Genomic DNA, 12,546 nt, shown 5'->3' on the forward strand with positions numbered 1-12,546 from the left:
CGCCCCTACCTAAAGTCGCAAATTAGGTTAACAAGTTGAGTTGGCAGTACCAACGTCTGCCGATCGTGTGGTATTGTGGAACCGGCCCCAGAGCCAGGATCTGGATTCAATTTAAATGCGTAGCAGCTTACGATCGCAATTCTCAATTACCCAGTATATTTATTGATTGACTATTCGATCGAGCTTTTCCTTAACCAACAAGTCTAACAACGATCGCAACACAAACAAGCCACCGAATCCCGAAACCGCAAAAGCTGCGATCGCCCCCGTTTGATATCCGCCCACTAGCAGCACAGCACCCGACAAAAACACAAAACCAGTCAAACAAGCGAAAATTAGAGTTTTCAGGGCTAAATTAATGCGTTTCAAGGCTCTTTCGCTCTCGATATTTCGGACTCTAATTTGCAGTTCGCCCTCTTCAATTCGCTGCTCCAAACGCTTGAGAAAAATTTGCGATTTGCTGGGCTGCCGTAACTTATATGTAATAAAACTTCGCGCTTGCCTTGCCAATTCTCCGATCGCATTTCCTCGCCCCTTGCTCACCGCAATACTTTTGACAAAAGGCTGAGCGGATGCTAGGAAATTATAGTCAGGGTCGAGAGTTCTAGCAATGCCGTCGAGAGTCGTCACCGACTTGATAATAAACATCATTTCTGCAGGCAAGCGAAACGGTTGCTGCTCGAACATGATATAAAGTTCGTTCTTAATTTCATTAAAAGCTTGAAAGTCGATCGGCTTATCAATAAACTTATCCAACAGAAAAGCAATCAACCTGCGTACCGGCATCATATCCGGCATCGGCTCAACCAAGCCGATCTTAATTAAAGTATTGATTACCTCGTCAGTATCCTTTCTCATCACAGCAAAAAAAGTCTTAACCATTTGGTCTTTAGCCAGAGACTTCACCTCAGCCATCATCCCAAAATCGTAAAAAATCAAGCTACCATCTTCTGTCACCGCCAAATTTCCCGGATGCGGGTCAGCTTGAAAAAAACCGTCAATTAACAACTGTTTCAAATAACAGCAAATTCCCAGTTGATTGAGCTTCACAATATCGACTCCAATCGCCTCTAAACTAATGCGGTCGTCCACCTTAATCCCTGGTGCATATTCTAGAGTTAGCACTTTTTTAGTAGTGTATTGCCAGTAGACTTTCGGGACAATAATCTGAGGATATTCTCGAAAATTATGGCTAAAGCGATCGGAATTTTTACCTTCTTGCAGGTAGTCAATTTCTTGATATAAAATCTTAAAAAACTCGTGATAAATAGATTCTAGGTCATATTTGCGCGTCGCAGGCAGATAGCGATCGCAAAAACGCATCACTTGGCGCACCGCCTTTACATCCAAATCAAATAAACTTTCCAAACCCGGACGCTGCACCTTTACAATCACATCTTCCCCGGTGTGCAGCCTTGCTTTGTGCACCTGTCCCAGACTCGCAGCAGCGATGGGCGACGGGTCAAAATCGCGGTACAAAGCATAAATATCCTTGCCTAACTCTGATTCTACAAGAGCGATCGCCTCTTCCGAACTAAACTGAGGAACCCGATCCTGCAACTGTTCGAGTTCCTTCACATACTCGAGCGGCAACAAATCCGCCCGAGTCGAGAGAGACTGCCCGATTTTAATAAAAGTCGGGCCTAAATTCAGCAAAGTATTGACCAACCAATGAGCGCGAATTCTTCTTGTATGAGGCGAATTATTTTGCAGCAGTGCGTCCCACCACAAAAAAAACATAAACTTTCCCGCCGCTGCAAAAATGTCTATTTGCCGTGCCAGTGGCGAATATTTAGAACGTTGCCAACGCAGGGTTTTAGGTGCTGCTTTTGTGAGCATAATATTGGCGATCAAATTCCATGCACCATGACAATTTTTAGGGAACAATCCAGGACGCAGAAACCCGCTGGTACGAAAATACGGGTTGCAGGCTTTTGAAACAGTTAAAAAACTCAGTTTTTTTGGTCTATCTTGCGTAATATCATATCCGACTATACAATTATAATTAAGTTCCTAGTAAGTAATACAAGTCCTGATTAATTCATAAATATAGGACAGTCGTACTCACTACAAACAGGCGCTAATTACGGGCCAATAACCAGACATAATATAAGTCCTGTGGAAAATCAGCAATCGAGAACCGGCAATTTAGACGGCAACTAGATCAACAATTCAAAACAGAGGACTTGGTAGTGTTTACGACATTTCCAAATCTCTCTTTTCTGGCAAGTCTTCTAATTTTGCCTGTTCGCTGCCAATTCCCAACAACTTCTCAACCGAACTATTCTTCTACGTTACAGAGTGCCACTGCAAATTGCGGCAGAGTCAAAGTAAAAGATGTGCGCCACAAAGTGTCAGCTTCTGAACTTTCGACCGGACAGCTTGATACATCAATAGTACCATTCAAGTGCTGCACTAAACACTTTACCAGCGCCAGACCCAAACCCGTACCGGCGATAGCTTGGTCAGTAATGCCAGTGCCACGGCGGAACTTATCAAAGATGTGGGGCAAATCAGCAGCAGAAATGCCACGCCCGAAATTAGAAATGCTCAGGACAATATAGCCGGCTGCCTCAGACGCCTCCAAAACTACCGCCGTTCCAGAAGCAGAGTATTTTCCAGCATTCGTCAGCAGTTCCAGCAGTACCCGATTTAGAATGTCCAGATCAGTTTCCCAGCAAGGGGTCAACTTGGGCAAATCCACCTTAAGAGTCAATTGCTTATCCGCCCACTGTTTTTCAAAATCCCCAGCTAAATCTTGAAACAAACGGTTGAGATCGATTTTGATTAGAGAAATGGGGACTTGCTGAGGCTCAAACTGCTTGAGGGCCAGCAAATCGTTAACCAGAGCAGTTTCCTTAGAACACTGCTGTTCTAGAATGTCGAGATACTTAGTCCGATTCGCTGACGGCTGTTCAGCTTGTTTGAGCATCAGAATCGCCAGCTTCATGATTGTTAAAGGGGTACGCAACTCGTGACTCAGAGTGCTGAGAAACTCGTCTTTAATCAGCTTCAATTTCCGCATTTGCTCTAGCTGATTGGCAGATTGTTCGTACAGTTTCCCCTGCACGTCGAGGCTTTGCTGCAACTGAGAGGTTCTGTCGAAGACTAAGGTTTGCAATTCCTTAAGCGTTTGAGTTTGGATAATCATCTTGCTCACTTGAGCGCTGATTGATTCGAGAACTTCTAATTCTTCCGGGTTCCAATTGCGCGGCTTCGAGTGCTGCAAAACCAAGAAACCCAAAACAGTTTCCTGGTAGCTACGGCCCGTGAGGGGAACCAGCAGCAAGCCGCGAATGTCTTGGAGTTTCAAAATTTCTGTGGCCGCTTCTTGTTCTTTGCCGATTAATGCGCCTGCATCAGCGAGGGCGAGGGGTTTGGGTGCGCTGTGGAATGCTTGGTGGCACAAATTAGATTCTGACAGCCAAAAAGCGGGATAGTTATTTGGTTGTGAGTTGGGGATTTTGGATGGGGGATTAGCAGTTTTATCTTTGTTTTTTGTTTTGGATGTTGAGCTTTTTTTTCCGGTAGCGCTTTTTGCTATTGGCTGTTTCTTTGGATTTTTTTTTGCAACGGATTCGCAAACTAATTCGATTTTCGCTTTGGGAGTTTGATTGGGGGAGCGAGTTGTAAATAGAGGATCTGTATATTTCAATAGCAGGATTTGGCCTCTATCAACTTCCAGGGTATCGACGGTATTTTCAATAACTTGCTGCAATATTCGATCGACTTCTGAATTTGTGTCGATCGAGGCAGCAACTGACCTGAGTAGATTTTTGTATTTAGCTTGTCGCTGTAACTGTTTGTTTAAGCTAGCAATTTCTTGAGTTTTTTGAATGTGAGAAATCGCGCTGCCGATCGCGTCTGATGCTGCTTCAAGGCGCTGCCGATCGGCTACCGACCACTCGTGAGGTTGCGACTTACCAACAATCATCATCCCATTTACAGCCCCTCCAAATCGCGCAGGCCCTGCCAGAATTGCCCGAAAAGGCAGCGCAGTCACAGGGGAATTGGGCGATGAAGCTGCCGGAATATCAAGATAGTCGGATATCGCCACTATCTCGCCGTCTGCTAGGACGTTTGCCCAAACAGGATGTTCGAGTGATATGCTAGGCGGTTTTAATCTAGGGGTTTTGGGGTGTTCCGGTGTTTCGGTGGAATCGGCAACACCGGCAACATAGGGGAAATCGCTGCTATTTTGCCAGTAAGCATTCGGATGTACTACTTTTTGGTCAACCACAGCAGTAACTAAACAGAAATCTGCCCCCCATGCAACCCCCAAAGTATTGGCTATTTGCAGCAGGAGGAGTTCTCGATCAAAGCTGGTGGCGAGAATTTGGCAAATTTGTCGCCCAAGAAGGGCAGGATCGACCTGGAACTGCATAAGACGATCCAGAAATTTTTGGACTGATACTGGTTCTGCGATTTGCGGAAAATACAAAGTGCAAGACTCTGACGGCGATCGGTCGATCGAAGTAAAGTCTTGATTTCCCTGGCGATCGATCATGGCAACCAAGCCTTTATTCTAAGATGTTTGAGCCGGCTCCCGCTGCCAATCTAGAACCTTTCCATAACTGTCGGCTTGACCGTTGTTATGAGCCTGCTTTCTGTGTTTGTGCAGCCGGTCGGCGGGTCGCTCGATATGTAAAAATATACCCAGATCTGACCGAGTTCTATTTTCCTGTTTTCTACCCTTTGATCTGTACGGGAGGAACTTTAGCATCCTTTACCGGATGATTATCAACCCCATTCCCGCTAATTTTGACGGCTATTAGTAGTATGAAGGTTTTCTAGAGACCGCTTAGTGACACCCATCTCCTCACCCTGTGATGTTTCCTCTTTAAGTTTGTGATCTTAACAAATTTTTATTTTGATACAAATCGGCCGATCGAGTAATGCCGATCGCAAAAATTCAAAATCCCCAAATTATCACTCATAACTATAGCTGAGAGTTTCCGAGTTTTGACTCAAAAACTCATTTTTCACAACACCGAGAGCAGCGCGGCAAACTCTAGGCTTAAATTTATCAGACTTACCTGCTTACTTATTTTGTGCTTCCTGTTGGGCTTTATCGCTATTTTGGCGGTAAAGTGCCGTCCGGTTCTGAGCCGTTGTGTAGCGGGGATGCTTGGAAGGCACGGCGGCCATCAAATCGGAAGCTTGCTGCCACTTAGCAGCTACGACCAACCAATCCTGGCGAGATTGAGCGGTTTTGCCTTGGGTGGCTGCTTGTTCGGCTACTCGCACTGCTTGGGCAAAAGAGTCAACAGCAGAATTAAGAGTCTCCTTAGAAATTTTCAAAGCAGGTTTTGCCTCCGAGGAAGGGGCAGTTGCTACGGCTTGGGTGGTGGCTTGTTTGCTGTTTGGCACTTGGGAATTAAGTCCTTTGTAGATGGCAGTTGCTGCTGCAAGCAACAGCACGGTCAAGCTGATGCCGCCGACGATACCGCGCTGAAATTGCCGCGGTTGCTGCATCGATCGAGGTATAGCCATTCTCGGCAAACCCCGCTTGCCTGCCACAGCTTGTCGTTCGTGATGCTTGCTCAGAGCTAAACGCTTGAACAAATTCGGCTTTCGGAGTTTAATTTCTTGAGACCACAAAAGTTGATTATCTGGATCGCGGCTAATTTCTTCCAGCCACAGCAGTTGGTGTTCTCGGACAAGCCGGCTGTTGATGTTGACTCGGCGAATATTGTGGGGCGAAATGCGTTCCAAAATTTCTCGGACTCGATCGACCAAACTAGACTCTTCGAGCAGTTGGGGCGTTGCAGCTTCGCACAGCAGTTGCAGCACGCCGTCTGCAAACACGGCTCTGGCCCTCACCCCTACCTGTGCCAGTTCGTCATTAAGGATTTGAATAATCGATGCAACCGAGCCCTCGCGAGCTTGTCGAGCAATGTCATCTATTGGATTTGCCATAAAACTATCTTGACGCTTAGCAATTGTTAATTGTTAACCCAAAGTCTCGGATCTAATTTTTACTCATACAGGTTATCACTGACACTGCCAGGTTAAAATAAACAGATGCAAATCTTGCATACCGATCCACTTAAAATTATCACCACAGCATCGAGCGAGGCTAACAGGAAATAAACTATGGGTAAAGTAATTAGCGGTCAAATTTTTGTTGTAGACGACAACATCGATACAGATCAAATTATCCCGGCAGAATACCTGACCCTGGTTCCCTCGAAGCCGGACGAGTACGAGAAACTAGGCAGTTACGCGATGATTGGCTTGCCCGAGCGCTACGGTAAGTTTATCGAATCCGGTGAACAGAAAACCCGGTATCCGATTATCATAGCGGGCGAAAATTTTGGCTGCGGTTCTTCGCGGGAGCACGCTCCGATAGCTCTGGGGGCCGCTGGCGTCACAGCGGTGGTAGCTTTGTCTTACGCACGCATTTTCTTTCGCAATTGCTCGGCTACTGGCGAATTGTACCCGATCGAATCAGTCGATCGACTCTGCGACTTGTTTGTAACCGGCCAAGAAGTGACGATCGACTTTACAGCAGAGGTAATTGTCAACCACACTCTCGATCGAACTTTCTCACTCAAACCTTTAGGAGAAGTAGGCCCGGTAATAGATGCCGGAGGGTTATTTGACTACGCGCGCCAAACGGGAATGATTGCGGCTCGCTCTTAACTGTTAAAATCCCTGCAATGTAGGGTGCGCGGCTCTGCCGTCCACCTTACGAATATCTCTTTGCTCAAACCCCTCCCATCTAGGGTGCGTGGCACTTTTCTCACATCGAGTCAATAAAATTCAATAAAATACGCTGGTGAGCAATGCCAAAAGGTCGCACATCTCCTGACTGCTCAGAAAAGCATTTTCCCGCCCGAATCTGCTCCGGTGTCAACAACTTCATATCCCAACCTTCAAGCAAAACTAAATCGTTGACATCCGCACTAAGTTGTGCATGAAAAACGTGGCGAACCACATCTTTTTCGACATCACAACAGAAAAAAGAAACACTTGCAGGAGCATAACTAATTTCTTCTTTCAATTCCCGCAATACAGCCACTTGGGCAGTTTCTCCCGGTTCCAAGTGTCCGCCAAACAAAGCCCAATGTCCGGGATACCTGATATGAGGAATATCGTCTCGCAACTGACAGAGAAACTTGCCGTCTTGGTACAAAATCGCGATCGCAACGTGAATTTTAGTCATGTGTTAGAAAGAAGAGAGAAGGCAGAAATTGCTGTAGAAGCGGGTTCACCAACATCTGTAAAATTAACTAAAAATATAGGTAAACCCGCCCAGACCCTAATATTATGATTAAGGAACTTTTAAGATAAATAAACAGCTCCCAATAGCCCAATCACAACTATAAACCTTTGATTTTTATGAAATAGACTTACTTATGGAAATAAATTAGCATCTTCGTATTGTTATTTATTAGCTGCTGGAGTGCGCTTTAATTGTTCCATTTCCTCAACATAAACTTCACCTAAATCTTTTCCGGCCAATTCCTTCAGAGTAATACTCTTGTAGCGGACTTCTCCCTTCAGCAACACTTCATCCCCAAGCTGGGGCAAATCTTGCTTGGTTAAAATCCAAATACTGCCCGTACCATCCTCAAGTTGATAAGCCGCATTCCCCACAAACGGAGCGCGATTTTCTACCTTTCCCCGAAGATAAACTTCAGCATCCACTTGCCGCTTTTGTTGAACGTCGCCAATGCTAGCAACATTAAAGCCAAGATTAAGTTGAGACAGAGGTAAATTGCCACAACTGAAAAAACCGCTGGCGAGGATTAGCGATAAAGAGCCGGTGCAGAATCTTTGAACCCAAACTTGCTTAATTGCAGTAGTCATTGGTCAACTGAGTTGAGATTTGAGATACGACTTACTTTAACAGAATCCCAAGAATCGATCGCAAGTAAGAAATTTCTCTAGTGTAGTCCTTGGCGGGGATTAAGCTAAAATCTAAAATCGTCAGCCCCTAACCCAGAGTCTACAATGGATGCCAAAACTGCTCAAATACTAGATGGCAAAGCTTTAGCGACAAAGATTCAAACCGAGCTGAGCGATCGAGTCCGCACCCTACAACCCCAAAAGGGGCGTCCTCCCGGACTTGCGGTGCTGATGGTGGGCGACAACCCAGCTAGCGCAGCCTATGTTCGCAACAAAGAGCGAGCCTGCGCTAAAGTTGGCATAGCTTCCTTCGGCCAGCATTACCCAGCCAACGCTACTCAAGCCGAACTAGAACTTGCAATTGGGGCACTCAACGAGGACGATCGAGTAGACGGCATTTTAGTGCAATTACCACTACCAGAGCACTTAGATGCAATTTCGCTGCTGTACCAAATTGCCCCCGACAAAGATGCTGACGGACTTCACCCTGTAAATTTAGGCCGTCTCGTGCGCGGGGAGGAAGGTTTGCGAAGTTGTACTCCCGCCGGAGTGATGCGGTTATTGCAGGAATACCAGATTGATTTGAAAGGAAAAAATGCCGTTGTTTTGGGACGGAGTATTTTGGTAGGTAAACCGATGGCGCTGATGCTATTAGAAGCTGATTGTACTGTTACTGTAGCTCATTCGCGGACGAAAAACCTAGAATCGATTACCAGCCAAGCCGATATTCTAATCGCCGCCGTCGGCCGCACAGAAATGATTACAGCTAATATGGTCAAACCTGGATCAGTAGTAATTGATGTCGGTATTAACCGCGTTGTCAATCCAGACGGTACGAGTCGTTTGGCCGGAGATGTGGACTTTGATGCTGTTAAAACAGTAGCGGAATTTATCACGCCGGTGCCGGGAGGAATCGGGCCGATGACTGTTGCTATGCTGTTGGAAAATACCGTTTCGACCTACAGTATTAAGTAGTAATTAGTCCTTATAAATACACCTAACGTAGGGTGCATCGCTGTCGAAAATTCTGGTGAAAAATCGATCAAGTTTTCAGGAAGCCACGCACCCTACAACTACACCTAATGTAGGGTGCGTCGCTGCTGAAACTTTTGATCCTATTGGAATATCTAAGGGTGGCGACGCACCTGACTTTACCGTAGGGTGCGTCGCTGTGATATTGTCTATCGGATTTGCAGATTTAAGGGTGGCGATGCACCCTACTGCTTGACCGCAACAACACGAATTCGGCGATAATCTGCACTCCAATTACCATCGCGGTACAGCGTCGGCCGCAAACGTTCTTCAACTGCGTTAATTACCTGCGATCGCACATCATCAGACAACCCCGACAAAAACCCGCCAGCAAACATCTCAATCCAATTTACCATACCCGCGCTGCCGCCTTCTAGGGGAGTCGGGCGAGCGAACAAAACGGCATAACCCACCTCAAATCCCTGCTTTTCCAAAAGCCCAGCATACTCGCCAATACTCGGAAAATACCAAGGATTAAGCGCTTCAGGCTCCTGACAGCCAATTTCTGACAAAACACTCAAAAGTGCGCGGACGATCGCCCCCACGTTCCCCTTACCCCCAAACTCAGCCACAAAACGCCCTCCCGGCTTCAGCGCTTTTTCCACACAATTAATCACAGCATCCGGCTGTTTAATCCAGTGCAAAACCGCATTAGAAAACACAGCATCTAACGGCTCTTCTACTTGAAAATTACTCGCATCCGCTGCATCGAAGTTGATGTGAGGGTAGTTTACTTTTGCCGTGGAAATCATCGACAAAGATGAATCAATACCTTGCACAAAAGCACCACTTTGAGCAATTTTTTCAGTTAACTGCCCCGTCCCGCAGCCCAAATCCAGAATTTGTTCACCAGCCTTCGGAGCTAGTAACTCCAAAAGCGATTCACCGTACCGCCAAACAAAAGCATGATTTCCCTCATAAAGAGCGGGATTCCAAGAATTTTGTGCCATGATAACTACCCTAAATCTGTCTTCTCTTTCTCTGTGTTCTCTGTGTTCTCTGTGTTCTCTGCGGTTAACAAAAAACCTTCTTCACAAAACCAATCAAATTATTTGTTAGCGAGTTGGGCGATCGCACTTCCATCAATACGGCAAACCCTAATATTTTCCAAAATCCGCGCTCCCTGCTTTTGATAAAAAGCAATTCCCGGCGCATTGCCAGTATTAACAGTCCATTCCATTCGCCCGCAATTTGTGGACTCAGCAATTCGTGCCAAAGACTTTGACAGTGCTGTACCGACTCCCATACCGCGCATAGGAGCTAGGACAAATAAATCATCAAGCCAAAGACAAGGCTGCGCCAAAAGACTTGAATAGGAAGCATAAAACATCGCAAACCCTACCGCTGTGTCGCCAACTTCCGCCAACAATACTCGCACTAGGGGAGACTCGACAAATAGTGTTTGCTTCAATTTGTCTGCTGTTGCTTCTAAAAGATGTGGAACTCCATCGAATTCTGATTTCTGCGAAATAAAAGCCAGAATTAGTTCCAAATCTACCAGCTCTGCTTCTCTAATTTTGATATCCAAATTTGCCATTTTTTGATTCTGAATTTCGCCTATTAATCACTGTATGAAATATCATCATTAATGTCCAATATATGTTTGACTAACAACTTATACTTTTAAAGTATCAATCATTGGGACTTATGGAACTTCGGCATTTGCGTTATTTCATTGCAGTTGCAGAGGAACTGAATTTCACTCGCGCAGCCGAAAAACTGCATATTGCCCAACCACCGCTGAGTCAACAAATCCAGCATTTAGAGGCAGAGTTGGGGTTTCAACTGTTTCAGCGAACCAAGCGGACGGTGCAGTTAACGGCAGCGGGACAGGTTTTTTTCGAGGAGGCCGGGAAAATTCTGCAGCAAGTCGATCGAGCAATTCAACTCGGCCGACAAACCAGTCGGGGCGAACTCGGCCAACTGACGATCGGCTTTGTGAGTTCTGCAGCACACAACGTGGTTCCAGCGATTTTGCAGGCGTTTCGCACTCGGTGTCCCGCCGTCAAACTGGAACTGCACGAACTGACGACAAACGAACAGTTGCAGCGGCTGCGGTTCGGGCAAATTGATATCGGCTTCGTGCGCCCTCCGGTTGAGGAAGATGGGATAAATTCTGAAATCGTTTTTCGAGAACCGCTGATCGTGGCACTGCCAGAAACGCATCCGGCGGCCGATCGCACGAATGTTGAATTACGCGAACTTTCCACGGAACAGTTCATTTTATTTCCGCGTTCCCAGGCTCCGGGATTGTACGATGCGATCGTCAGTCTTTGTCAGCAAGCAGGTTTTAGCCCGATCGCAGCTCAAGAAGCAATTCAAATGCAAACCATTGTGAGTCTGGTAGCTGCCGAGATGGGCGTGGCGATCGTCCCGGCGTCAATGCAAAATTTCCAGCGCAGCGGGGTTGTTTACAAATCTTTGCCAGAATCAACCTGCATTGTGGCGATCGCTCTGATTTGGCGCAGCGATCCAACGGCGGCGGTGCAGCGGTTTTTGGAAGTCGCCAGACACATCAGCGGATTTAAGATTTGAGATTGTAAATTTTAGATTGACTGGCAATTTGACAAAGTTATCAAAACTCAAAGATTTTCTGTGCAACAACACCCGTAGAATGATTAATTGATGCTCGGAGTTCGAGCAACTACTGCCGTAAACGTCGGCACCATGCGACCCGAACGGCTCACAATATCCCACATAACTATTCAGTACAAGAGAGCAAGGGATGGTATTGGCAACAGAAATGGGTTCGTCCCAACCGGAATCCTCTTTCGACCTATCTACTTATCTAGTCAATCGAAAAGAGGCGATCGAGGTAGCTCTCGACAGTGCACTGCCGGTCATCTACCCAGAGAAAATTTACGAAGCAATGCGCTACTCGCTGCTAGCGGGGGGCAAGCGCCTGCGTCCGATCCTGTGTCTGGCTAGCTGCGAACTGGCCGGCGGCACTACATCTATGGCAATTCCGACAGCTTGCGCTTTGGAAATGATCCACACGATGTCGCTGATTCACGACGATTTGCCGGCAATGGACAATGACGACTACCGACGCGGCAAACTGACGAACCACAAAGTTTACGGCGAAGATATCGCCATTTTGGCTGGCGATGGTTTGCTGACCTATGCTTTTGAATTTATCGCTACTAAAACTGAGAACGTACCCCCCCAACAGGTGTTGCAGACGATCGCCCATTTAGCGCGGGCATCGGGTGCTGCTGGATTGGTAGGCGGTCAGGTGGTTGATTTGGAATCGGAAGGAAAGACAGATGTTTCTCTGGAAACTTTGAATTACATTCACGCTCACAAAACAGGCGCGCTGTTAGAGGCCTGCGTAGTTTGTGGGGCAATTCTGGCTGGGGCGTCTGCTGCAGATTTGCAGCGGCTGTCTCGTTTCGCTCAAAATATTGGGCTGGCTTTCCAGATAATTGACGACATTCTGGATATTACTGCTACCCAAGAAGAACTGGGCAAAACTGCTGGCAAAGATGTTCAAGCAGGGAAAGTCACTTATCCGAGTTTGTGGGGAATTGAGGAGTCTCGGCGCCAAGCTTCGCAGCTTGTTGCTGATGCTAAGGCTCAATTGGCAGTGTTTGGGAGCAAAGCTCTACCGCTGCTGGCTATCGCCGATTTTATTACCAGCCGCAGTAACTAGAAATACTA

General features: G+C 46.6%; 11 protein-coding genes. 4 read left to right on the forward strand and 7 right to left on the reverse strand.

Features of this window, described 5'->3' with window-relative positions; genetic code table 11:
* Window positions 1-159: 159 nt before the first annotated feature.
* The 3 genes from QUA07_RS22830 to QUA07_RS22840 form a co-directional block, all read right to left on the reverse strand.
* Window positions 160-1,839, reverse strand: coding sequence for an AarF/ABC1/UbiB kinase family protein (locus QUA07_RS22830; RefSeq protein WP_333329582.1), 1,680 nt, complete (start codon window positions 1,837-1,839; stop codon window positions 160-162).
* A gap of 442 nt (window positions 1,840-2,281) precedes the next feature.
* Window positions 2,282-4,507, reverse strand: a complete 2,226-nt coding sequence (locus QUA07_RS22835; RefSeq protein ID WP_333329585.1) for a GAF domain-containing sensor histidine kinase — start codon at window positions 4,505-4,507, stop codon at window positions 2,282-2,284.
* Between the two features lie 533 nt (window positions 4,508-5,040).
* Window positions 5,041-5,919, reverse strand: a complete 879-nt coding sequence (locus tag QUA07_RS22840) for a hypothetical protein (RefSeq protein WP_333329588.1) — start codon at window positions 5,917-5,919, stop codon at window positions 5,041-5,043.
* Window positions 5,920-6,096: 177 nt separating this feature from the next.
* Here QUA07_RS22840 and QUA07_RS22845 point away from each other — a divergent pair, with 177 nt between their 5' ends.
* Complete coding sequence (locus QUA07_RS22845; protein ID WP_333329591.1) at window positions 6,097-6,645, forward strand: LeuD/DmdB family oxidoreductase small subunit; 549 nt, start codon at window positions 6,097-6,099, stop codon at window positions 6,643-6,645.
* Window positions 6,646-6,745: 100 nt separating this feature from the next.
* Here QUA07_RS22845 and QUA07_RS22850 read toward each other — a convergent pair whose 3' ends face one another.
* Together QUA07_RS22850 and QUA07_RS22855 are read right to left on the reverse strand one after the other, a co-directional pair.
* Window positions 6,746-7,168 carry an NUDIX hydrolase gene (locus tag QUA07_RS22850; protein ID WP_333329594.1) on the reverse strand — a complete coding sequence of 141 codons (423 nt, stop codon included), beginning with the start codon at window positions 7,166-7,168 and terminating at the stop codon, window positions 6,746-6,748.
* 221 nt (window positions 7,169-7,389) lie between these two features.
* Window positions 7,390-7,815, reverse strand: coding sequence for a DNA-binding protein (locus QUA07_RS22855; RefSeq protein WP_333329598.1), 426 nt, complete (start codon window positions 7,813-7,815; stop codon window positions 7,390-7,392).
* Between the two features lie 144 nt (window positions 7,816-7,959).
* On the opposite strand from QUA07_RS22855, the gene folD reads away from it, so the two are divergent.
* Window positions 7,960-8,829, forward strand: a complete 870-nt coding sequence (gene folD / locus QUA07_RS22860) for a bifunctional methylenetetrahydrofolate dehydrogenase/methenyltetrahydrofolate cyclohydrolase FolD (protein ID WP_333329601.1) — start codon at window positions 7,960-7,962, stop codon at window positions 8,827-8,829.
* Window positions 8,830-9,071: 242 nt separating this feature from the next.
* On the opposite strand, the gene QUA07_RS22865 is transcribed toward folD, so the two are convergent.
* Together QUA07_RS22865 and QUA07_RS22870 are read right to left on the reverse strand one after the other, a co-directional pair.
* On the reverse strand, window positions 9,072-9,836 hold the full coding sequence (locus QUA07_RS22865; protein WP_333329602.1) for a methyltransferase domain-containing protein: 765 nt from the start codon (window positions 9,834-9,836) through the stop codon (window positions 9,072-9,074).
* A 98-nt stretch (window positions 9,837-9,934) separates the two neighbouring features.
* On the reverse strand, window positions 9,935-10,423 hold the full coding sequence (locus tag QUA07_RS22870) for a GNAT family N-acetyltransferase (RefSeq protein WP_333329604.1): 489 nt from the start codon (window positions 10,421-10,423) through the stop codon (window positions 9,935-9,937).
* A 110-nt stretch (window positions 10,424-10,533) separates the two neighbouring features.
* Here QUA07_RS22870 and QUA07_RS22875 point away from each other — a divergent pair, with 110 nt between their 5' ends.
* Window positions 10,534-11,421: a LysR family transcriptional regulator gene (locus QUA07_RS22875; protein ID WP_333329607.1), complete on the forward strand. Its 888-nt coding sequence runs from the start codon at window positions 10,534-10,536 to the stop codon at window positions 11,419-11,421.
* A gap of 190 nt (window positions 11,422-11,611) precedes the next feature.
* A complete protein-coding gene (gene crtE, locus QUA07_RS22880) occupies window positions 11,612-12,538 on the forward strand; it encodes a geranylgeranyl diphosphate synthase CrtE (RefSeq protein WP_333179856.1) in 927 nt (308 codons plus the stop codon).
* Window positions 12,539-12,546: the final 8 nt, after the last annotated feature.

The sequence above is a fragment of the Microcoleus sp. T3_A4 genome (assembly GCF_036700465.1).
Taxonomy (GTDB): domain Bacteria; phylum Cyanobacteriota; class Cyanobacteriia; order Cyanobacteriales; family Microcoleaceae; genus Microcoleus.

Excerpts from the sequence above, each read along its gene's own strand:
- QUA07_RS22850 (WP_333329594.1), bottom strand. The coding sequence starts at position 7,168 with ATGACTAAAATTCACGTTGCGATCGCGATTTTGTACCAAGACGGCAAG.
- QUA07_RS22835 (WP_333329585.1), bottom strand. The coding sequence starts at position 4,507 with ATGATCGATCGCCAGGGAAATCAAGACTTTACTTCGATCGACCGATCG.
- QUA07_RS22840 (WP_333329588.1), bottom strand. The coding sequence starts at position 5,919 with ATGGCAAATCCAATAGATGACATTGCTCGACAAGCTCGCGAGGGCTCG.
- crtE (WP_333179856.1), top strand. The coding sequence starts at position 11,612 with ATGGTATTGGCAACAGAAATGGGTTCGTCCCAACCGGAATCCTCTTTC.
- folD (WP_333329601.1), top strand. The coding sequence starts at position 7,960 with ATGGATGCCAAAACTGCTCAAATACTAGATGGCAAAGCTTTAGCGACA.
- QUA07_RS22830 (WP_333329582.1), bottom strand. The coding sequence starts at position 1,839 with ATGCTCACAAAAGCAGCACCTAAAACCCTGCGTTGGCAACGTTCTAAA.
- QUA07_RS22875 (WP_333329607.1), top strand. The coding sequence starts at position 10,534 with ATGGAACTTCGGCATTTGCGTTATTTCATTGCAGTTGCAGAGGAACTG.
- QUA07_RS22870 (WP_333329604.1), bottom strand. The coding sequence starts at position 10,423 with ATGGCAAATTTGGATATCAAAATTAGAGAAGCAGAGCTGGTAGATTTG.
- QUA07_RS22855 (WP_333329598.1), bottom strand. The coding sequence starts at position 7,815 with ATGACTACTGCAATTAAGCAAGTTTGGGTTCAAAGATTCTGCACCGGC.
- QUA07_RS22865 (WP_333329602.1), bottom strand. The coding sequence starts at position 9,836 with ATGGCACAAAATTCTTGGAATCCCGCTCTTTATGAGGGAAATCATGCT.
- QUA07_RS22845 (WP_333329591.1), top strand. The coding sequence starts at position 6,097 with ATGGGTAAAGTAATTAGCGGTCAAATTTTTGTTGTAGACGACAACATC.